At 65.3% G+C, this 20,533-nt stretch carries 17 protein-coding genes; 9 read left to right on the forward strand and 8 right to left on the reverse strand.

From position 1 onward, the window contains the following. The first annotated feature begins 36 nt into the window (after nucleotides 1-36). From bamA to lpxB, 6 genes are all read left to right on the forward strand, one after another. Nucleotides 37-2,394 (forward strand): outer membrane protein assembly factor BamA, encoded by a 2,358-nt coding sequence (bamA, locus tag JG743_RS16990; protein WP_202291805.1) that lies wholly within the window; start codon nucleotides 37-39, stop codon nucleotides 2,392-2,394. 77 nt (nucleotides 2,395-2,471) lie between these two features. Beyond that, nucleotides 2,472-3,527, forward strand: a complete 1,056-nt coding sequence (gene lpxD / locus JG743_RS16995) for a UDP-3-O-(3-hydroxymyristoyl)glucosamine N-acyltransferase (RefSeq protein ID WP_202291816.1) — start codon at nucleotides 2,472-2,474, stop codon at nucleotides 3,525-3,527. Further along, entirely contained in the window at nucleotides 3,520-3,978 is a 459-nt protein-coding gene (gene fabZ, locus JG743_RS17000) for a 3-hydroxyacyl-ACP dehydratase FabZ (RefSeq protein ID WP_126054471.1), read from the forward strand. Before lpxD ends, fabZ begins: the two co-directional genes overlap by 8 nt. A 15-nt stretch (nucleotides 3,979-3,993) precedes the next feature. Then, nucleotides 3,994-4,827, forward strand: a complete 834-nt coding sequence (gene lpxA / locus JG743_RS17005; protein ID WP_202291826.1) for an acyl-ACP--UDP-N-acetylglucosamine O-acyltransferase — start codon at nucleotides 3,994-3,996, stop codon at nucleotides 4,825-4,827. Then, nucleotides 4,808-5,716, forward strand: a complete 909-nt coding sequence (locus JG743_RS17010) for an LpxI family protein (protein WP_202291836.1) — start codon at nucleotides 4,808-4,810, stop codon at nucleotides 5,714-5,716. The genes lpxA and JG743_RS17010 overlap by 20 nt, the downstream gene beginning before the upstream one ends. Then, a complete protein-coding gene (gene lpxB, locus JG743_RS17015; protein WP_202291838.1) occupies nucleotides 5,706-6,872 on the forward strand; it encodes a lipid-A-disaccharide synthase in 1,167 nt (388 codons plus the stop codon). Before JG743_RS17010 ends, lpxB begins: the two co-directional genes overlap by 11 nt. A 47-nt stretch (nucleotides 6,873-6,919) precedes the next feature. Here the strand turns inward: lpxB and gltA are convergent, their stop codons facing one another. Both gltA and gltX read right to left on the reverse strand, forming a co-directional pair. Then, on the reverse strand, nucleotides 6,920-8,248 hold the full coding sequence (gene gltA / locus JG743_RS17020; protein WP_202291840.1) for a citrate synthase: 1,329 nt from the start codon (nucleotides 8,246-8,248) through the stop codon (nucleotides 6,920-6,922). A 182-nt stretch (nucleotides 8,249-8,430) separates the two neighbouring features. Next, nucleotides 8,431-9,858, reverse strand: coding sequence for a glutamate--tRNA ligase (gene gltX / locus JG743_RS17025; protein ID WP_202291842.1), 1,428 nt, complete (start codon nucleotides 9,856-9,858; stop codon nucleotides 8,431-8,433). 101 nt (nucleotides 9,859-9,959) lie between these two features. Here gltX and JG743_RS17030 point away from each other — a divergent pair, with 101 nt between their 5' ends. Beyond that, nucleotides 9,960-12,413, forward strand: coding sequence for a ComEC/Rec2 family competence protein (locus JG743_RS17030; RefSeq protein ID WP_202291852.1), 2,454 nt, complete (start codon nucleotides 9,960-9,962; stop codon nucleotides 12,411-12,413). Here the strand turns inward: JG743_RS17030 and lexA are convergent. The 6 genes from lexA to JG743_RS17060 form a co-directional block, all read right to left on the reverse strand. Then, nucleotides 12,407-13,141, reverse strand: a complete 735-nt coding sequence (gene lexA / locus JG743_RS17035) for a transcriptional repressor LexA (protein ID WP_126054478.1) — start codon at nucleotides 13,139-13,141, stop codon at nucleotides 12,407-12,409. The genes JG743_RS17030 and lexA overlap by 7 nt on opposite strands. Before the next feature lie 116 nt (nucleotides 13,142-13,257). After that, nucleotides 13,258-14,463 (reverse strand): molybdopterin molybdotransferase MoeA, encoded by a 1,206-nt coding sequence (locus tag JG743_RS17040; protein ID WP_202291854.1) that lies wholly within the window; start codon nucleotides 14,461-14,463, stop codon nucleotides 13,258-13,260. Then, entirely contained in the window at nucleotides 14,463-14,960 is a 498-nt protein-coding gene (moaC, locus tag JG743_RS17045) for a cyclic pyranopterin monophosphate synthase MoaC (RefSeq protein WP_202291856.1), read from the reverse strand. Before moaC ends, JG743_RS17040 begins: the two co-directional genes overlap by 1 nt. A 66-nt stretch (nucleotides 14,961-15,026) precedes the next feature. After that, a complete protein-coding gene (gene trpC / locus JG743_RS17050; RefSeq protein WP_202291858.1) occupies nucleotides 15,027-15,875 on the reverse strand; it encodes an indole-3-glycerol phosphate synthase TrpC in 849 nt (282 codons plus the stop codon). A gap of 5 nt (nucleotides 15,876-15,880) precedes the next feature. Further along, nucleotides 15,881-16,891: an anthranilate phosphoribosyltransferase gene (gene trpD / locus JG743_RS17055; RefSeq protein ID WP_202291860.1), complete on the reverse strand. Its 1,011-nt coding sequence runs from the start codon at nucleotides 16,889-16,891 to the stop codon at nucleotides 15,881-15,883. Continuing rightward, the gene (locus tag JG743_RS17060) at nucleotides 16,888-18,780 is read right to left on the reverse strand and encodes a SurA N-terminal domain-containing protein (protein WP_202291862.1); all 1,893 of its coding nucleotides are present in this window, start codon (nucleotides 18,778-18,780) and stop codon (nucleotides 16,888-16,890) included. The genes trpD and JG743_RS17060 overlap by 4 nt, the downstream gene beginning before the upstream one ends. Nucleotides 18,781-18,924: 144 nt before the next feature. Here JG743_RS17060 and tpiA point away from each other — a divergent pair, with 144 nt between their 5' ends. Beyond that, complete coding sequence (gene tpiA, locus JG743_RS17065; RefSeq protein ID WP_202291863.1) at nucleotides 18,925-19,692, forward strand: triose-phosphate isomerase; 768 nt, start codon at nucleotides 18,925-18,927, stop codon at nucleotides 19,690-19,692. 161 nt (nucleotides 19,693-19,853) lie between these two features. Beyond that, nucleotides 19,854-20,363 carry a preprotein translocase subunit SecG gene (gene secG, locus JG743_RS17070; RefSeq protein ID WP_202291865.1) on the forward strand — a complete coding sequence of 170 codons (510 nt, stop codon included), beginning with the start codon at nucleotides 19,854-19,856 and terminating at the stop codon, nucleotides 20,361-20,363. The last annotated feature ends 170 nt before the right edge of the window (nucleotides 20,364-20,533 follow it).

Consider the following 20,533-nt stretch of genomic DNA (forward strand, 5'->3'; position numbering starts at 1 on the left):
CGCCGTGGGGACTTCGAGAAAAGGTACAAAAGCCCGATGAAGGCAGCATCCAAGTTTATGAGCGCCGCGTCCGCGGTGGCTTTGTCCGCCGCTCTGGTTGTGCCAGGCGCGCTCGCAGTGCAGTTCGTTGCCACATCGGTAGCCGAGGCCGCAGTCGTCTCAAGAGTGGAGGTCAGCGGCAACCAGCGCGTCGACGCCGACACCATCCGCAATTACATCTCGATCAAGCCCGGCAAGGCGTTCTCCAGCTCCGATATCGACGACGCGGTCAAGGCGCTGTTCGGCACCGGCCTGTTCTCGGACGTGCAGATCAACCAGGTCGGCTCGACACTGGTCGTCAAGGTTTCCGAATACAAGGTCGTGAACCAGGTCCTGTTCCAGGGCAACAAGAAGCTCAAGGACAACGCGCTGCAGGCCGCCGTCCAGCTCAAGCCGCGCGCGACCTTCTCGCAGCAGACGCTTGATTCCGATGTCGAGGCGGTCAAGGCCGCCTACCGGCGCATCGGTCGCGACGACGCCGCGGTGACGACGCAGATCATGGAACTCGGCGACAACCGCGTGAATGTCGTCTTCAATGTCAATGAAGGCGGCCGCACCCAGATCGCCGCGATCAATTTCGTCGGCAACAGCGCCTATTCGAGCCGTCGTCTCTCCGATGTGATCAACACCAAGCGTTCGTCCTGGCTGTCCTTCGTGCTGCGCGACGACGTCTATGACGAGGACAAGCTGCGCGCCGACCAGGAGCTGTTGCGCCGCTTCTACTACAATCACGGCTATGCCGATTTCCAGGTCGTCTCGGCGGTCGGCGAACTCGACGACGCCACCAACAAATACACGGTCACCATCACCGTGCAGGAAGGCGACCGTTACACCTTCGGCGACGTCAGCGTCGAAAGCACGATTCCCGAGGTCGACTCGAAGTCGCTGGAATCGGTGGTCGAGACCCACAAGGGCGATGTCTACAACGCCAAGGATGTCGAGGATACCATCGTCGCGCTGACCGAGAAGGTCGCCGGCTCCGGCTATGCGTTCGCCCAGGTGACGCCGCGCGGCGACCGCAACTTCGAGAACCACACCATTTCGGTCGTCTACACGATCGACCAGGGCACCAAGGCCTATATCGAACGCATCGAAATCCGCGGCAACGACCGCACGCGCGACTACGTCATTCGCCGCGAGTTCGATGTCAGCGAAGGCGACGCCTTCAACCAGGTGCTTATCCAGCGCGCGAAGAAGCGCCTGGAAGCGCTCAATTACTTTGAGAAAGTCGACATCTCGACCGTGCCGGGCACGCAGCCCGATCAGGTCGTGCTGGTGGTCGATGTGGTCGAGAAGTCGACCGGCGAATTCTCGATCGGCGCCGGCTATTCGACCGGTGGCGATACGCCCGGCCCGTCGGTCGAAGGTTCGATCACGGAGCGCAACTTCCTCGGCCGCGGCCAGTACATCAAGGTGGCGGCGGGCGGCGGCAAGAACTCGCGCGACTACAGCCTCTCCTTCACCGAGCCCTATTTCCTCGGGCGCCGCATTGCCGCCGGCTTCGATATCTTCCAGCAGACGCGCAATTACGACCACTACGACAGCGAGACGCTGGGTGCGACCGTGCGCTTCGGCCTGCCGATCACCGACAGCATCTCCACCCAGCTGGCGTACAATATCGCGCAGGAGAAGTACAAATACGACAACTGCGACGACAATGACGATGGCACTCAGGGCGATTGCGACCTTTCGCAGGCCATCAAGGACGGTATCGCCGAAAGCCCCTGGCTGAAGTCCTCGGTCAGCGTGGGCCTGGTCTACAACACCATCGACGATATGAAGAACCCGCATGAGGGTCTCTACATCAACGGTACGACCGAAGTTGCCGGTCTCGGCGGCGACGCCAAGTGGGTGAAGGTGACCGGGCGGGCAAGTGTCTACCAGACCTTGTCCGAACAGCTCGATCTGGTCGGTCTGGTATCCGCCGGCGCGGGTCATATCGCAGGGTTTGGCGATAATGGGCTGCGTATTTTCGATCAGTTCCAGAGCAACGATCGCATGATCCGTGGCTTTGAATATGGCGGTATCGGCCCGGCGGACATCGCGACCGGCGATCACCTCGGCGGCACGACCTACTTCAATGCTTCGGCTGAAGCGCAGTTCCCGCTGCCGGTCATTCCGGAAAGCTTCGGCCTGCGCGGTGCTGTCTTCGCCGATGCTGCTACCTTGTACGGCAGCAAGGTGACGACCGTCAGCCAGACCTCAACCGACATGAAGCTGCGCGCCTCGGTCGGCATCGGCCTGATGTGGGCGTCGCCGTTTGGCCCGATCCGCATCGACTATGCGGTTCCGGTCAAGAAGGAACCGACCGACGACGTGCAGGAATTCAACTTCGGCATAGCGACCCGTTTCTGATCCGCGGGGAACAATTCTTCCGGGCCGCATGCGGTCCGGAAGAGAGTGATCCGACCTAGCTGGATATTGCTTCTGGAATGACCGATCCGGTGTTCTTCGCGCCATCACGCCGGTATACGGCCGGCGAAGTCGCGAATCTGACCGGCGCGCAGCTTGTCGATTCCGCTCAGTCCCATGTTTCGATCGAAGCCCTGGCGCCGGCCAATGAAGGCGGCGAGAACGCGCTCGTCTTCGTCGACGGCAAGCGCAATTTTGCCCTCATGCCGTCGCTGAAGGCCGCGGCTGTTCTTTGCCCGGTCGACTTCGCCAGCAAGGCGCCGGCGGGTATAGCGGTGCTTACCCATCCGCGCCCGCAGCAGGCATTCGCGCTGGTCGGTCGGCTGCTGTTCCCGCACGCCGCCACACCCGGGCCAATGACTGGCGAAACCGGTATCTCGCCGCATGCCCATATCGACCCATCGGCGCATGTCGAGGCCGGCGCGATCGTCGAGGCCGGCGCGGTCATCGGCCCGCGCGTTTCGGTCGGCAGCGGCACCATCATCGCTCCGAATGCTGTGATCGGCAATTCCTCCCAGATCGGTCGTGACGGCTATATCGGCCCAGGCGCCAGCGTGCAGTACGCGCTGGTCGGCAACCGCGTCATCATCCATGGCGGCGCCAGGATCGGCCAGGACGGTTTCGGCTTCGTAGCCGGCGCCAAGGGCCCGGAGCGCGTGCCGCAGATCGGTCGCGTCATCATCCAGGACGACGTCGAGATCGGCTCCAATTCGACCGTCGATCGCGGCGCGATGTCCGACACCATCATCGGCCAGGGCACCAAGATCGACAATCTGGTGCAGATCGCCCACAATGTTCGCATCGGTCGCAATTGCATTATAGCCGGGCTTTCGGGTATTTCCGGTTCCGTCGTCGTCGGCGACGGTGTCACCATGGGTGGCGGCGTCGGCCTCGCCGATCATTTGACCATAGGGCCTGGGGCCAAGCTTGCAGCGAGAAGCGGATTCATGAGCAACGTCCCGGCGGGCGAGATCTGGGGAGGCTACCCGGCGCAGCCGATGGCCGAGGCCATGCGTGAAATCGCCATGTTGCGCAAGCTGGCCAGGACCCGCAAACAGGGCGATGGGAATGGCTGATATGGTGGCGACGCTCGAGGCGGTCGACATAATGGGGCTGATGAAGCTCCTGCCGCACCGCTATCCGTTCCTGCTGATCGACCGCATCGTCGACATCGACGGCGACGAGTCCGCCGTCGGCATCAAGAACGTGACCATCAACGAGCCGCATTTCCAGGGCCATTTCCCGCAGCAGCCGGTGATGCCCGGCGTGCTGATCATCGAAGCCATGGCGCAGACCGCCGGCGCGATCTGTATCCGCAGCCTCAACACGGAAAAGCCGTCGCTGGTTTATTTCATGACCATCGACAATGCGAAGTTCCGCAAGCCGGTCGTTCCCGGCGACCAGCTCAGGATCCACGTCAAGAAGATCAAGAAGCGCGGCAATCTGCTCAAATTCGCCTGTGAAGCGATGGTGGATGGGGCAAAGGCTGCGGAAGCCGAGGTCTCGGCTATGATGGTTACCGGCTGACGGTTCAAAATGCTCATGAAAGTCCAGACTGAAATCCACCCTTCCTCGGTCGTCGAAGAAGGTGCCCAGCTCGGCGAAGGCGTTCGCATCGGACCCTTCTGCCACATCGGCCCCGATGCCGTCATCGGCGACCGTGTCGAGCTGGTCGGCCATGTCTCGGTGATCGGCGCCACCACCATCGGCGCCGCCACCAAGGTCTATCCGATGGCCGTACTCGGTGCGCCGCCGCAGAACACAAAGCACAAGGGCGGCCGCACGACGCTGGTGATCGGCGAGAACTGCACGATCCGCGAAGGTGTGACCATGCATCTCGGCACCGATTCCAGCCGCGGCGAGACGACGGTTGGCGACAATGGCAATTTCCTCGCCTATGCCCACATCGCCCATGACTGCGTCGTCGGCAAGAACGCCACCTTTGCCAATGGCGCGACGCTGGGCGGTCACTGCGAGATCGGCGACAACGTCTACATTGGCGGCCTCACGGCCGTTCACCAGTTCGTCCGCATCGGCAACAACGCCTTCATCGGCGGCTGCTCGGCCGTCGTCGGCGACGTCATTCCCTATGCGATCGCCGTCGGCAACCGCGCCAGCCTGCGCGGCCTCAACATCATCGGGCTGAAGCGTGCCGGCCTGCCGCGCACCGAGATCCACCTGTTGCGCAAGGCCTACCGGACGATCTTCGACCGCTCCCGAACCGTCGGCGAGAACATCGAATTCGCCAAGGCGGAATTCGCCTCCTCGCCCACGGCCATGAAGATCATCGATTTCATCGCCAGTCGCGGCAAGCGGCACTATGCCGTCCCGTCGCTCAAGGGCGGCGACGGCGACGATGCCGACGATGAAGGCTGAGGCTGCCGAAGCCAAGCTAGACCTCGCGCCAGGCTCCAGGGTCGGCATCATTGCCGGTGGCGGCAGCCTGCCGGTGGAAGTCGCCGCTAGCCTCGCAAGGCAAGGTCATTCGCCGATCATCATCGCGGCCGAGGGCGAGGTCGACCGCATGCAGGACCTCGCCGGCTACGAGACCGAGCAGCTCGCGCTCGAAGCGTTCGGCTCGCTGGTACCTTTGCTCAGGCGCAAGCGGATCAGCCACCTCGTGCTGGCCGGCGAGATCAAGCGCAGGCCGAAATTGACCGCCATGAGGCCGAGCCTCGGCCTGCTGGCCGCTGTGCCTACGGTGGTGATGGGGCTGGCGCGCGGTGATGACGGCTTGCTTAGGATGCTGACGCGTTTTCTGGAAAAGCGCGGCATCAAGGTTGTTGGCGCACATGAGATCGTGCCCGAACTGCTTGCGAGCGATGGCTCGCTGACCACGGCCGGGCCGAGCAAATCCGACTGGCGCGACATCGCGGCCGCCAGGGCCGCGGCAAAGGCGATCGGCGCGCTCGATATCGGGCAGGCCGCGGTCGCGATCGGCGGCCGGGTGATCGCGCTGGAGGGCATCGAGGGCACCAACGGACTGCTCGAGCGGACCCGGCAATTGCGCGACCATGGCAGGCTCGCCGGCAAGATGCGCGGCGTTCTGGTCAAATGCGCCAAGCCCGGTCAGGAACTGCGCGCCGATCTGCCGTCCATCGGCCCGCAGACTGTCGCGGCCGCGCATGAAGCGGGACTGGCCGGGATTGCCGTGGAGGCAGGCCGCTCGCTGATCCTTGAAGCTCCCGACACCATCGCGCGCGCCAATGCGCTCGGCCTGTTCATCGTCGGCCTGCCTGTCGAGGAGCCGGCCCATGGCCAATGACAGGCCGCTCAAGATCGCCATCGTCGCCGGCGAGGAATCGGGGGACCTGCTTGGCGCCGACATCGTCGCGGCGCTGAAACGGACGACCGGCCGCGATGTTCAGCTTCTCGGCATTGGCGGCCGGCATCTGCAGGCGCTCGGCCTGAAATCCCTGTTCGACAGCAGTGAGATCGCGCTGATGGGCTTCAGCGCCATCCTGCGTGACCTGCCGTGGCTGATCACGCGGATCGGCCAGACGGCAGCCACGATCGCCGCCGAAAAACCTGACTGCCTCATCACCATCGACAGCCCGGATTTTTCGCTGCGCGTCGCGAGGAAGGTGCGTGGGGCAAATCCGTCGATCCCGATCGTCCACTATGTCTGCCCGAGCGTCTGGGCATGGCGGCCGGGCAGGGCGGTGGCGATGAAACCCTATGTCGACCATATCCTTTGCATCCTGCCCTTCGAGGTGAAGGCGCTCGCCCGCCTCGGCGGCCCGCCCGGCACTTATGTCGGGCATCGGCTGACGCGAGATCCGGGCGTGCTTGGCGCCGCTGCGGCGCAAGGCCTGCAGCGGGACCTGTCGCAGGATCGCATGAAGACGCTGCTGGTGCTGCCAGGCTCCCGTCGCGGCGAAGTACGCCGGCTGATCGACCCGTTCGGCAAGACGATGTCGATCCTGCGCCAGCGCGGGCATCGCTTGCGCCTGCTCTTGCCGACAGTGCCGCATGTCGCCGATCTGGTCAGGGCTTCGGTCGCCAGCTGGGACGACAAACCGGAGATCATCGTCGAGCCCGAACGCAAGTGGCAGGCTTTCGGCAAGGCCGATGCCGCGCTGATCGCCTCGGGGACGGTATCGCTCGAACTGGCCCTGTCTGGCGTTCCGATGGTGTCCTGCTACAAGCTCGATGCCGTGGCGCGGCTCGTCATGCCGCATCTCATTTCCGTCTGGTCGGCGCTGCTGCCCAATCTGATCTCCGACCGCGCCCTCGTACCGGAGTTCTACAACCGGTACGTCGTGCCGGAGAACCTCGCCCGGCAACTGGAAACGTTGTTCGCCGACACCGGCGTGCGCGCCTGGCAGAAGGATGGTTTCGCCGAAATCGCGCGGCGTATGGTGACGGGCAGACCGTCCGGCGATATTGCCGCGGAAGTCGTACTCCGGCACATCAAATAAAAAAGCGCCCTTGCGGGCGCTTTTTCACGTGTTCGTTGCGGGCTCGATCAGCGCTTGGCGATCGGCACGTAGTCGCGCTCCGCCGCGCCGGTATAGAGCTGACGCGGCCGGCCGATCTTCTGATGCGGATCCTCGATCATTTCCTTCCACTGCGCGATCCAGCCGACGGTGCGGGCGACCGCGAACAGCACGGTAAACATGGTGGTGGGGAAGCCCAGCGCCTTCAAGGTGATGCCGGAATAGAAGTCGACGTTCGGGTAGAGCTTCTTCTCGATGAAATAGGCATCGGTCAGCGCGATCTTCTCCAGCTCCATGGCGATGTCGAGCAGCGGATCGTCCTTGATGCCGAGCTCGCCCAGCACCTCATGCGCGGTCTTCTGCATGATCTTGGCGCGCGGATCGTAGTTCTTGTAGACGCGGTGGCCGAAGCCCATCAGCCGGAACGGATCGTTCTTGTCCTTGGCGCGGGCGATGAATTCCGGAATGTGGTCGACATGGCCGATCTCGCCCAGCATGTTGAGCGCCGCTTCGTTGGCGCCGCCATGCGCGGGACCCCACAGGCAGGCGATGCCGGCGGCAATGCAGGCGAACGGGTTGGCGCCCGACGAGCCGGCAAGCCGCACCGTCGAGGTCGAGGCGTTCTGCTCGTGATCGGCATGCAGGATGAAGATGCGCTCCATGGCGCGCGCCAGCACCGGATTGATCTTGTATTCCTCGCAAGGCACCGCAAAGCACATATGCAGGAAGTTGGCGGCGAAGTTCAGCTCGTTCTTCGGATAAATGAAGGGCTGGCCGATGTGGTACTTGTAGGCCATGGCAGCGATCGTCGGCATCTTGGCGATGAGCCGCATCGAGGCGACCATGCGCTGGTAGGGATCCGAGATGTCGGTCGAGTCGTGATAGAAGGCCGAGAGCGCGCCGACCACGCCGCACATGACGGCCATCGGATGCGCATCGCGGCGGAAACCGGTGAAGAAGCGCGACATCTGCTCATGCACCATGGTGTGGCGCGTCACCCGGTAGTCGAAGTCGTCCTTCTGCGCCTTGGTCGGCAATTCGCCGTAGAGCAGTAGGTAGCACACCTCCAGGAAGTCGCCATGCTCGGCGAGCTGGTCGATCGGGTAGCCGCGGTGCAGCAGGATGCCGGCGTCGCCGTCGATGAAGGTGATGGCCGACTCGCAGCTGGCCGTCGAGGTGAAGCCGGGATCGTAGGTGAAGGCACCGGTGGTGCTGTAGAGCGCGCCGATATCGATGACGTCAGGCCCCACGGAACCGCTTCGCACCTTGAACTCGTGCGTCTTGCCGGCGAGCTCCAGCTTGGCGGTCGACGCGTGCGGTTTGGCGCCCAGGTCCAGTTTTGTTGCAGCTTCGCTCATTAGCAAACTCCTTTTCGTTTCCTCATGCCGGCAAGGCAATTCCTGCAAACGACACGTCGAAATCACCGGAATGCGCGTACTCGCCACCGCATTTTAGGAGGTGCGTGCCAGATTGGGCCAAGGCCTAATGTTGCACTGCGAAACGCACCTTTCAATGCCAATCTTTTTGGGCCAGTTCGCTCCTAATCGATTTGATCCGCGATGCGCGCCAGGCTTTCCCCGCGGCCGAGCACGGCAAGGACGTCGAACACCCCTGGCGACGTGCTCCTGCCGGTCAGAGCGGCCCGCAGGGGCTGCGCCACGGCGCCGAGCTTATGACCGCCGGCCTGGGCAAACTCGCGGATCGCGGCCTCCGCGGCCGCGGCCGTCCAGTCGCCGGAAACTGCCGTCAATGCCGCATGGGCGCCGCGCAGAACGGCGCGCGCCTCACTGGTAAGCAGCGCTGCCGCCTTTTCGTCGACCGGCAACGGCCGCTCGGCAAACAGGAAGCCTGCCCCGTCGACCAGCTCGACCAGCGTCTTGGCACGCTCCTTAAGGCCGGGCAGGGCCGCGAGAAGCTGCGCCTTCTTGCCGTCGTCGTCGAGCCGCGCGGCGAGCGCCGGGCCGCCTTCGAGATAGGGCAGGGTGGCGACGAAGATGTCGAAAAGCGCCTTGTCGTCCATCTTGCGCATATGGACGCCGTTGAGCGCCTCGAGCTTGGCGAAGTCGAAGCGGGCGGCGCCTTTGTTGACGTCGCCGATGTCGAACCAGGAGATCATGTCCTTGATCGACATCACCTCGTCGTCGCCATGGCTCCAGCCGAGGCGGGCGAGGTAGTTCAGCAACGCCTCCGGCAGGTAGCCCATGGCACGGTAGGCCTCAACGCCGAGCGCACCGTGGCGCTTCGACAGCTTGGCGCCGTCGGCGCCATGGATCAGCGGGATGTGCGACATCGACGGCACCGCCCAGCCCATGGCGTTGTAGATCACCGTCTGGCGGGCGGCGTTGGTCAGGTGGTCGTCGCCGCGGATGATGTGGGTGACGCCCATGTCGTGGTCGTCGACGACGACGGCGTGCATGTAGGTCGGGTTGCCGTCCGAGCGCAGGATGATGAAGTCGTCGAGATCCTTGTTGGGAAAGCGCACCTCGCCCTGCACGCGGTCGTGCACGACGGTCTCGCCCTCGGTCGGCGCCTTGATACGGATCGCGCCTTTGACGCCGGTCGGCGCCTCGGACGGGTCGCGGTCGCGCCAATGGCCGTTATAGCGCGGCGGCAGGCCCTTGGCGCGCGCCGCCTCGCGCATCGCCTCGAGCTCCGCGGGTGTCTCGTAGCTGTAATAGGCCTTGCCCAGGCGCACGAGCTCCTCGGCCACTTCGCGATGACGCGGCGCGCGCTCGAACTGCGAAACCGCCTCGCCGTCCCATGACAGGCCGAGCCACGTAAGCCCGTCGAGGATGGCAGCGGTCGCGGCCTCGGTCGAGCGTTCGCGATCAGTGTCCTCGATGCGCAGCAGCATCGTGCCGCCGGTATGCTTGGCATAAAGCCAGTTGAACAGCGCCGTGCGCGCCCCACCGATATGCAGATAGCCGGTGGGCGAGGGGGCAAAACGGGTGACGACCTTGTCGGACATGGAACTCTCGAGGAAGCGCTGAAGCGGGCGTGATTGCGCGGACTTTCGCGCGTTGCGCGTTCATGTAGCATAGGAGGTCTGGGGCGCAAGGGGCAGACCCGATGGCTGGACGAGGCCGGGGCGCGGAGGAGGGCGAGGGGACGACAGCTGGCGTCAGCGAGCGCCTGCTGTTTGTCGACACGCCGTCTGCCGAAACAGCACCGCTTGCGCTTCCTGAGCTGCGCCCGGCCACGAAGATTCCGCCCGACGGCGGAGTGTCCCGCTCGGTTACGCCAACGGCAACCGTCCGGCTTCGCAGGCAGCTTGGTCGCGTTTCACTGCCCGCATTTCATCACAGCATCGGCATCGCCGCCGCGACCGAGCTCGATCGCGGCATCGGCTTCCTGCTGGTGCCGGTGTTCCTGGCGGCCGGCGTGGTCCTCTACTTCTCGCTGAGCATCGAGCCGGATATCTACAGGCCGCTCGCGGTGGTGGTCCTGATGGCTGTCTGCGCCCTCGTTGCGCGCCCATGGGCGAAGACGCATCTCCTCTTCATGGCGGCGCTGTTTTGCGCGCTCGGCTTCCTCGCCGCCAAGGTCGAGACCTGGCGCGCCGCGACGCCGATGCTCGGCTCCGAGATCCAGACACGGCTGACCGGACGGCTCGTCAGTCTGGAAGAGATGGAAAATGGCCGCGTCAGGCTGACCGTCGACGTCATCGCCACCGCTCACCCCAAGCTGCGCTACCCGCCGGAGCGAGTGAGGCTTTCGGCCCGGGAAGTTCCTCCGGACATGATCGCTGGCGTGTTGATCTCGGGCTATGCCCGGCTGCTGCCGCCGACCGGCCCGGTGCGGCCGGACAGTTATGACTTCTCCTTCGACAGCTATTTTTCCGGCATCGGCGCCAGCGGCTTTTTCCTCGGCAATCCGAAGACAATAGCCAGCGAAGACGCGCCGCTCTCGGCGCGCCTCGCTTTTGCGGTCGAGAAGGCGCGGGAGAGCATCGCCGACCACATCCGCGGTCAGGTCGGCGGCCCCGAAGGCGAGATTGCGGCGGCCCTGATCGTCGGTGTGCGCGCCGGAATTCCCGACGAGATCAACGAGGCGATGCGGCGCACCGGCATCTACCACATCATCTCCATCTCCGGCCTGCACATGGCGCTGGTCGCCGGCACCATCATGCTCTTGCTGCGGGGCGCCTTCGCGCTGTTTCCCGACTTTGCCTCGCGCCGACCGGTCAAGAAATATGCCGCTGCCGCGGCGCTCGCTTCGATCGCCGCCTATCTCGTCTTCTCCGGCGTCGTGGTCGCCGCCGAACGCAGTTTCATCATGCTGGCGGTGATGCTGGTTGCCGTGCTGTTCGACCGGGCCGCGCTCACCATGCGCAACCTGGCGATCTCGGCGATCGCCGTCATCCTGGTGTCGCCGCACGAAGTGGTCGGCCCAAGTTTCCAGATGTCGTTTGCCGCCACGGCCGCGCTCGTCGGCGCCTATGCCGGCTGGGCCGACTATCGCGCCGACAGGATCACCGCGCCGCCGCCAAAGCGGTCGTTCCTTCGCTTCGCGTCGCGAAAGTTGGTGCTGGGGATGGGCGGCCTTGCCATGACCTCGATCATTGCCGGCGGCGCCACGGCACATTTCGCCATCTGGCACTTCCAGCGCGTTTCGCCGCTCAGCCTTGTCGCCAACCTGGCCGTGATGCCGATCGTCTCGCTGGTCGTAATGCCTTTCGCCGTGCTTAGCGCGCTGGCGATGCCTTTCGGCGCCGACGGTCCGTTCCTTTATGTCATGGGCAAGGGACTGACGGCGATGATCGCCGTCTCGGCGTGGATTTCCGAACGCTCGCCGATCGATGCGGTCGGGCTGATCTCCATCCAATCCGTGGTTTTTGTGACGATTGCGCTGGTTATCGCAACCATGGCCACCACCTGGCTGCGACTGGCGGCCGTTCCCTTCGCTCTGGCCAGCCTGCTGACGGTCTCGAACGTCCGCACGCCGGACGTGCTCATCTCGGAGGACGCGCATCTGGTGGCAATGCCGATCGGCGGCGGCGAGCTCGCCATCAACAGGGCGCGGCCGAACGAATTCACCACTGACAATTGGAAACGTGCGCTGGTGGCCGAGACCATCGTCGAGCCGGAGACCTTCGAGACAGGGGACGCGCGCTTCGACATCGATCCGCTCGAGCTGCCGTCGGGCTCGCCGTTCTATTGCAAGGGCGGGCTATGCCTTGCCCGGCATCCGTCCGGCGCGATCGTGGCGCTCGCCGATGACCGCAAGACGGCGCGGCCGGCCTGCGCCTTCGCTGACCTCATCGTCATCGACGACGCCACCGCCTACAGCCCCTGCTGGAACTCGCTGGCCCTCGTCGTCACCAAGCGCCAGCTCGCTCGTTCGGGGAGTGCCGCCGTCTTCTTCGATCGACAATCAGCAACCGCACAGGCAACAATCCGCTACGCCGTCGAAAAGCCGTACCGGCCCTGGCACGAACAGCGCAGCTACTCACGCGAGGCGCGCGGCCTGCCGCCTTACGAGAGGCCCGAGCAGCCGGGCACCAAGCCGCAGCCCGCTCAGTAGCGCCGGATCAGCCCGACCAGCTTGCCTTGCACCTTGACCCTGTCGGGCCCGAAAATGCGGGTCTCATAGGCCGGGTTGGCGGCTTCGAGCGCGATCGATGCGCCCTTGCGGCGGAAGCGCTTCAGCGTTGCTTCCTCCTCGTCTACCAGCGCCACAACGATTTCACCGGGGCTCGCGGTGTCGGCGTTGCGGATGATGACCGTGTCGCCGTCGAAGATGCCGGCCTCGATCATCGAATCGCCCTTGACCTCCAGCGCATAGTGCTCGCCGCCCGAGATCATGTCCGGCGGCACCGAGATCGAATGCGTCTGGTGCTGTATGGCGTCGATCGGCACACCGGCGGCGATGCGGCCCATCACCGGGATCGACACCGCCGACACCGCGTCGTCATCGTTGCTTGGGGTGCGCGATGGCGACGCCGGTTTGATCTGCCGGCCGAGATTGCCCTGTCCGAGACTTCCCTGGATGACGCTCGGTGAAAATTTCTTCGCCGCATTGAGGCCGGGCGCGATCGAATCGGGCAGGCGCAGCACTTCCAGCGCACGCGCCCGGTTCGGCAGCCGGCGAATAAAGCCACGCTCCTCCAGCGCCGTGATCAGCCGGTGGATGCCCGATTTGGAGGCGAGATCGAGCGCTTCCTTCATCTCGTCGAATGAGGGCGGAATGCCGCTTTCCTTCAGACGTTCATGGATGAACATCAGGAGTTCATGTTGTTTGCGCGTCAGCATGGCGGCCCCCACGGGTTCTGAAACCAGAATCGGAAAAACAAACCCAGAACAAACACTATCTGTTCCAGTTGTGTTCCGCAACCGTTTAAAGTTTAATGAATGCGTTGACGTTTTGTTCAGCGTAGCATCAGCACGCGGCAAGCGTCGCCTGCGGCAGCGGCTGGGGCAAAGGGTTCCCGCACGACAAGGCCGTTGGCGTCGGCGAGCATGCGCAGCATCGAGGAGTCCTGGATGCCGAAGGGGGTGGCAACCAGTGAGCCGGCTTCTTCGCGGACCACGGCGCGCACGTAATCCTGCCTGAGATCATTGGCCTGCATCGCCGCGCCCAGCAGCGCCTCGCGCATGTCCTGCCGGAAGTCGCGGCCGCCGAGCCGCGCCAGCAGCGGCTTCAGGAACAATTGCGAGCAGACCAGGCTGGCGACAGGATTGCCCGGCAGGCCGATGCAGCGCGTGCGGCCCAGCCGGCCGAACATCAGCGGCTTTCCCGGGCGCATGGCGATCTTCCAGAAATCGAGCGTCATGCCTTCGCCGGTCAGCACGTCGTGGATCAGATCGTGGTCGCCGACCGAGGCGCCGCCCAGCGTGACAATGACGTCGGCCTCCTGCTCGACCGCCTGCCTGACCAGCGCGGCGATCGCTTCCTTGCGGTCGGCGGCGATGCCGAGATCGAGCGCGCGGGCGCCGACCGATTGCGCGGCGGCGGCGACGCCATAGGCGTTGGATGAAATGATCTGGTCGGGACCGAGCTCGCTGCCGGGCGGCAGCAGTTCGTCGCCGGTGGCGATGATGGCGACCAGCGGCCGCTTCACCACGCTCAAACGCGGATGATTGGCGGATGCCGCCAACGACAGTGCCGCGGGATCAAGCAGGCGGCCCCTTTCGAGCAGCACATCGCCTTGCGCGAAATCGAGTCCGACGCGGCGGATGTTGCGGCCTTGCGCCGTCGGCTCGGTCACCTCGACCGTGCCGCCGCCGAGGTCCCTGACATTCTCCTGGATGACGATGGTGTCGGCGCCCTCGGGTACCGGCGCGCCGGTGAAGATGCGCACGGCTTGCGACGCGCCGACGCTGCCGTCGAAGCCGCGGCCGGCCGGCGCCATGCCGATCACCGAAAGCCGCGCCGGCACCGATGCGACATCGGCGGCGCGCGCTGCATAGCCGTCCATGGCGGAGGCGTTGAAGGGCGGTTGCGTGCGCAATGCCACCACGGGCTCGGCCAGAACCCGACCGGTGGCGTCGATCAGCGCCACGCTTTCGCTGGCCTGCGGTGCAGCTCCGTCCAGCAGGCGCTCGAGCGCCTCGGCGACCGGGACCAGCGCCATCAGGCGCTTTCCGCGCGTCCGGCCGACTTGTAGTCGCCGGACTTGCCGCCGGTCTTCTCGACCAGCCTGATGCCGGAGATCACCATAGCGCGGTCGGCGGCCTTGGCCATGTCGTAGATGGTGAGGCAGGCGACCGAGGCCGCCGTCAGCGCTTCCATCTCGACGCCGGTCTTGCCGGTGACGCGAGCAAGCGCGGTGACCCTCAGGCCGGGCAAGGACGTGTCCGGTTCGATCTCAACGGAAACCTTGGTGAGAAGCAGCGGGTGGCAGAGCGGGATCAATTCATGCGCGCGTTTCGCCGCCATGATGCCGGCAATGCGCGCCGTGCCCAGCACGTCGCCCTTCTTGGCGTCGCCGGCAAGGATCATCTCCAGCGTTTCGGCGCGCATCGAGACAAAACCCTCGGCGATTGCGGTGCGCACCGTCTCGGCCTTGTCGCCGACATCGACCATGTTGGCTTCGCCCGAAGCGCCGAGATGGGTGAGGGCGGCCGCCATGCTCAGATCGCCATAGAGCGATGTGCGTCCCTTCGGACGCACAAACTACGCTCTATCACTTCAAATCTATGCATCGTGCTCTCCGAAAATCGATTCCGATTTTCGGGCCGATGCATCCGGCGCCTTGCCCGTGAGCAGAAGCTGCGTCGCGGCGGCCACGTCGGCCTGCCGCATCATGCTCTCGCCGACCAGGAAGGTGCCGATCTTGCTCTTCTCCAGCCGGCGGCAGTCCTGATGCGTGAAGATGCCGCTTTCGCTGACCAGCAGCCGGCCTGCCGGCACCATCGCCGCCAGCCGCTCCGAGACATCGAGGCTGGTCTCGAACGTCCTGAGGTCGCGGTTGTTGATGCCGATCAGCCGCGACGAGAGCCGGAGCGCCCGCTCCATTTCGGCCTCGTCATGCACCTCGACCAGCGCCTCCATGCCGAGGTCGAAGGCCGTTGCTTCGAGCTCCTTGGCCATCGCGTCGTCGACGCTCGCCATGATGATCAGGATGGCGTCGGCGCCCCAGGCGCGGGCCTCGAACACCTGATAGGGGTCGAACAGGAAATCCTTGCGCAGCGCGGGCAAGGCGACTGCGGCTCGTGCCGCGGTGAGGAATTCCGGCGCGCCCTGGAAGGATGGCGCGTCGGTCAGCACCGACAGGCAGGCGGCGCCGCCTTTCGCGTAGGCCCTGGCCAGCGCCGGCGGATCGAAATCGGCGCGGATCAGCCCCTTGGACGGGCTCGCCTTCTTGATCTCGGCGATGAGCCCGAAGCCGCCGGCCGCGCGCCTGGCCTCGAGCGCGGCAAGAAAGCCGCGCGGCGCCTCGGCGTGACCTGCGCGCGCCTTGATCTCGGCCAGCGGCACGCGCTGCTTTGCCGCCGCGATCTCTTCGCGCTTGTAAGCTTCGATCTTGCGCAGGATATCGGACAAGGGCTCTACCCGTTCGAGATTTCGACCAGCCGGCTGAGCACCTGGAGCGCCCGGCCGCTGTCGATCGCTTGCGCCGCACTCGCCATGCCGTCGGCCAGCGTCGTCGCCTTGCCGGCCACCACGAGGCCCGCGCCGGCATTCATTAGCACGGTGTCGCGGTAGGCGCCGGCAGCACCTGCCAGCATGTCACGCAAGGCGGTGGCATTGTAGGCCGCGTCGCCGCCGCGCAGCTCGTCCTTCGTATGCCGCTCTAGGCCAACCGCCTCGGGGGTCAGCGTGAATGTGCGGATCTCGTCGCCGGCGAGTTCTGCCACCTGCGTTTCGCCGGTGGTGGTGATCTCGTCATAGCCGTCGCCGTGAACGACCCAGGCGTGCTCTGTGCCCAGCGCCTTCAGGGCCTCGGCCACCGGCATGATCCATTCCGGCAGAAACACGCCGACCATCTGCCTGCTGACGCCGGCCGGGTTGGACAGCGGTCCGAGCAGGTTGAAGATGGTCCGCGTCCCAAGCTCGCCCCGGATCGGGCCGACATGCTTCATCGCCGGATGATGCGCCGGCGCGAACATGAAGCCGACGCCGGCCTCATGGATGCAGCGGCCGATCGTTTCCGGCCCGATGTCGATCTTGACGCCGAGCGCTGTGAGCACGTCGGCGGCGCCCGTCAGCGAGGACAGGCCGCGATTGCCGTGCTTGGCCACCGGCACGCCGCTCGCCGCAATGACGAAGGCAGATCCGGTCGAAATGTTGACGCTGTGCGAATTGTCGCCGCCGGTGCCGACGATATCGATGGCGCCGTGCGGAGCCTCGACGCGCAGCATCTTGGCGCGCATGGTGGCGACAGCGCCGGAAATCTCGCTCACCGCCTCGCCGCGCACGCGCAGCGCCATCAGGAAGCCGCCGATCTGGCCGGGCGTCGCGTCGCCGGACATGATGATGTCGAACGCCTCGCGCGCCTCTTCGAACGAGAGAGGGGTGCCTGCCGCCACCTTGGCGATATGGGCCTTCAGCGCGCTCATCGGGCCTGTGCCTGGGCAACGGCGGCCTGGTCGATGCGGACGTCGTACTGCGTCTGCAACTGCGCCACCAACTGGTCGAGCAGGTCGTCCGACATGCCGGCGGTGAAGGATTTCTGCGCGTCGTCAGGCACGGAGCTGGCATCGGCGCCGGCCGGCTCGAACACCTCGGCCACCTTGTACAGGATCTGTCCGTCGCCGGTGGGCGAGGGGATCAGCCCGGTGCCGCCTTCGCCGACGCCGAACATCTGGGCAGCGCCTTCCTTGCCGAAATCGGCGTCATCGGCTTCGCGCTTGAGGCCGCGCTTGGTCTGCTTCTCGAGCTTGAGCTCGCCGGCGATCACGTCGAGCGTAGCCCCTGCCTTGAGCCGTTTTTCGAGTTCGTCCGCCTTGGCGGCCAACCGCTTTTCGGTTTCGGCCGCCGTCCAGTCCGCCGCCACCTTCTGACGGACCTCGTCCAGCGTGCGGTCGCGGGCGGGCGTGATCGATTGAACCTCGTAGAACACGAAGCCGCTGTCGGTGGTGGTCAGGCCTTCATTCTCGGTATTGGGCTCGGCCGCGAACACCGCCTTGATGAGATCCGCAGATTCCGGCAGGTCCTTGACGATGGTGTCGTCCGGCCGCTGGCCGGTGCGGTCGATCGCGTCGATGGTGACGACCTTGAGCTTCAGCTTGGCGGCGGCGTCGGCAAGCGAACTACCGGAAGCGCGCGTGTCTTCGTAGCTGTCATGCACGTCGAGCAGGATGCGGCTTGCCTCGCCGAGCGCCAGGTCTTTGCGGATCTGGTCGGACACTTCGGCCAGCGGCTTCACCACCTCCGGCTTGATCTCGGTGACGCGCAGCAGCACCGGGCCGAAGGCGCCCTGGACGACGGGGCTGACCTCGTTGGCGGCGAGCTTGAAGGCCGCGTCGGCGACCGCCTTGTCGGCGACCTTGTCCTTGGCGAGCGTGCCCAGCAGCGTGTCGGCCTGGGTCTTGCCCTCAGCGGTGACGAGTTTGTCGAAGGTCGCGCCCGCCTTCAGCGAATCGAACGCGGCCTTGGCCGCATCCGGCGTCGTGAACACCAGCTGCTCGATGGTGCGCATCTCGGGCGTTGTGTAGCGCGCCTTGTTCTTGTTGTAGTCGTCGCTGATCTGCTGATCGGTTACCGCGGTTGGGTCCATGATGTCCTGCGGTTCGAGCCTGACATAGGAGAACTTGCGGTATTCGGGCGCCGCATAGGCCTTCTTGTTGGCGTCGAAATAGGTCTGGAGCACGCTGTCGGACGGCGCCTCGATCGGCTCGACCAGCGTCTTCGGCAAGGTCAGATAGTCGATGGTGCGGTCCTCGCCGCGGTAGAGCGCGACCGCCTTGAGGAAGGTCTGCGGCGTCTTGAGGCCGTCAGAAACCGCCTCGACGATCTGCTGGCGCACCGCAACCTGGGCGCGGTTCTTGAGGTAGTCTTCTGGTCGCATGCCGACCTGGCGCAGCAGATATTCGAACGTCCTGCGATCGAACTGGCCGCTCGGGCCCTTGAAGGCCGGGTCCTCGCGCGTGAGTTCGGCAAGCCGGTCCTTGGACAGGCCGAGCCCGAGCTTGCGGGCCTGCTCGTCGAGCACCGCGCCCGAAACGAGCTGCGCCAGGACCTGGTTGTCGATGCCGAGCGCCTGCGCCTGCTCGCGCGTGATGCGCTGGCCGAACTGCTGCGACATGACGCTGACCTGGCGGTCGTAGGCGAGGCGGTATTCGTTGATCGAAACCGTCGTGCCGCCGGCCGTGATCACGGAATGATGGCCGCCCAAAGTTCCCGACAGACGCCCCGAAATACCCCAGACGGCAAAGCTGATCACCAGCAGGGACAGCAACGCCTTCGCGACCCAGGTGCCCGCCGCGCTTCTCAAGATACCAAGCATGCCTACTTCCGATTTTTGCGCATTTTGCGTGCGCCTGAGTCTGAAACAAGCGCAATAGCGCCCTTCCGGTCCACTGTCGATTGCTTTGTGGCCTGATTTTGATAGTGAGTGCGCAAGCCAAATCTCGCCCGGAGAAGCAAAGCCATGACGCCTGGAATCCGCCCACTCGTTGCCGGCAACTGGAAAATGAACGGCACCAGCGCCTCGCTCAACGAACTGAGGATGATCGGCAACGGCTTCATGAGTGGGCTCGACGCCGAGACCGAGGCGCTTGTCTGCGTGCCGGCGACCCTGCTTGCGCACGCCGCCGAAATCCTGTCACGCACCCCGGTCCGGGCCGGCGGCGAGGATTGCCATCCCAAGGAGAGCGGCGCCTATACCGGGCGCATTTCGGCCGAGATGTTGAAGGACGCCGGCGCCAGCCACGTCATCGTCGGCCATTCCGAATGCCGCGCCGACCTCAGCGAAGACGATGCCACCATCCACGCCAAGGCCTCAGCGGCATGGCGGGCCGGGCTGGTGGCCATCATCTGCATCGGCGAGACAAGGGCGGAGCGCGAGGCCGGCACGACGCTTGACGTGCTGTCGCGCCAGATCGCGGGTTCGGTGCCGACGAGCGCCACGGCTGCCAACACGATCATAGCCTACGAACCTGTCTGGGCGATCGGCACCGGCCTGACGCCGACCGCCGACGATGTCGCCGAGGCGCACGCGCACATCCGTGCAGAGCTGACGGAGCTGCTTGGCGGCGCGGCCGCGAAGATACGCATCCTCTATGGCGGCTCGGTCAAGCCGTCCAACGCTGTGGAGTTGCTCGGCGTCGCCAATGTCGACGGCGCTCTGGTCGGCGGCGCCAGTCTGAAGGCGGCGGATTTCCTCGGCATCGCCGAGGCCTATCGGAACATCTCCTGATCGCGGAGCCAACCGGCCGGCGCGGGCGGAATCGTTGCAAAGGCCGCATTGCTCCCCATATTCCGGCCACGGGCTTGGAAATGCCATCAAAGCATTGTAAGGAGCCGCCTCCAAATCAACGGTCGTATCCGCGGCCGCGCAAGGCCTTGCCAGGATAAATCATGGAAACCGTACTGATCGTCGTTCACCTCATGGTCGTGCTCGCGCTTGTCGGCGTGGTGCTGCTGCAGCGCTCCGAAGGCGGCGGTCTCGGTATCGGCGGCGGTTCGGGTTTCATGACGGCGCGCGGTGCCGCCAACGCATTGACGCGGGCGACGGCGATCCTGGCGGCGGCCTTCTTCGCTACCTCTCTCACCCTGTCGCTTGTCGCGCGCTATGGAGAAAAGCCGATCGACATCCTCGATCGCGTTCCGGCCTCCTCGAGCAAGGGCGTGCTCGACCAGCTTCCGGGCAACGCGCCAGCGGGCGCCACCACACCCGCTGCTCCGTCCAGTTCGACGACGCCGGCGGCACCCGCCAGCAGCAGCGCGACGCCGGCCCCGTCGGGCAACGGCGCGGCAACGACGGCTCCCGCGACCGCTCCAGCAGCGCCGGCACCCGCGAATCCCGCCACCCCGCCGGCGGCCAATGGCGTCACCTTGCCGGTCACCCCGCAAGTCCCGAACCAATAGCCCGACAAGCTTGTCCGGCCGCGATCTGTTGTCGTTTGAACACAGTCGCGGCAAATGCCGCACGTTCACGAAGATTCAACCGGGCGTAGACCGTCGGCGCGCTTGAGGCGTCGTGGCCTGATCGATTATACATTGCGCGCGGCACTTTCGGCGTCCTTGGGGGGCGCCGG

This window comes from Mesorhizobium sp. 131-2-1 (genome assembly GCF_016756535.1).
Lineage (GTDB): Bacteria > Pseudomonadota > Alphaproteobacteria > Rhizobiales > Rhizobiaceae > Mesorhizobium.

Excerpts from the sequence above, each read along its gene's own strand:
- lpxA (WP_202291826.1), top strand. The coding sequence starts at position 3,994 with ATGAAAGTCCAGACTGAAATCCACCCTTCCTCGGTCGTCGAAGAAGGT.
- lpxB (WP_202291838.1), top strand. The coding sequence starts at position 5,706 with ATGGCCAATGACAGGCCGCTCAAGATCGCCATCGTCGCCGGCGAGGAA.
- bamA (WP_202291805.1), top strand. The coding sequence starts at position 37 with ATGAAGGCAGCATCCAAGTTTATGAGCGCCGCGTCCGCGGTGGCTTTG.
- lpxD (WP_202291816.1), top strand. The coding sequence starts at position 2,472 with ATGACCGATCCGGTGTTCTTCGCGCCATCACGCCGGTATACGGCCGGC.
- moaC (WP_202291856.1), bottom strand. The coding sequence starts at position 14,960 with ATGGCGGCCGCCCTCACCCATCTCGGCGCTTCGGGCGAAGCCAACATG.
- gltX (WP_202291842.1), bottom strand. The coding sequence starts at position 9,858 with ATGTCCGACAAGGTCGTCACCCGTTTTGCCCCCTCGCCCACCGGCTAT.
- JG743_RS17030 (WP_202291852.1), top strand. The coding sequence starts at position 9,960 with ATGGCTGGACGAGGCCGGGGCGCGGAGGAGGGCGAGGGGACGACAGCT.
- JG743_RS17040 (WP_202291854.1), bottom strand. The coding sequence starts at position 14,463 with ATGGCGCTGGTCCCGGTCGCCGAGGCGCTCGAGCGCCTGCTGGACGGA.
- secG (WP_202291865.1), top strand. The coding sequence starts at position 19,854 with ATGGAAACCGTACTGATCGTCGTTCACCTCATGGTCGTGCTCGCGCTT.
- JG743_RS17010 (WP_202291836.1), top strand. The coding sequence starts at position 4,808 with ATGCCGACGATGAAGGCTGAGGCTGCCGAAGCCAAGCTAGACCTCGCG.
- fabZ (WP_126054471.1), top strand. The coding sequence starts at position 3,520 with ATGGCTGATATGGTGGCGACGCTCGAGGCGGTCGACATAATGGGGCTG.
- JG743_RS17060 (WP_202291862.1), bottom strand. The coding sequence starts at position 18,780 with ATGCTTGGTATCTTGAGAAGCGCGGCGGGCACCTGGGTCGCGAAGGCG.
- trpD (WP_202291860.1), bottom strand. The coding sequence starts at position 16,891 with ATGAGCGCGCTGAAGGCCCATATCGCCAAGGTGGCGGCAGGCACCCCT.
- tpiA (WP_202291863.1), top strand. The coding sequence starts at position 18,925 with ATGACGCCTGGAATCCGCCCACTCGTTGCCGGCAACTGGAAAATGAAC.
- gltA (WP_202291840.1), bottom strand. The coding sequence starts at position 8,248 with ATGAGCGAAGCTGCAACAAAACTGGACCTGGGCGCCAAACCGCACGCG.
- lexA (WP_126054478.1), bottom strand. The coding sequence starts at position 13,141 with ATGCTGACGCGCAAACAACATGAACTCCTGATGTTCATCCATGAACGT.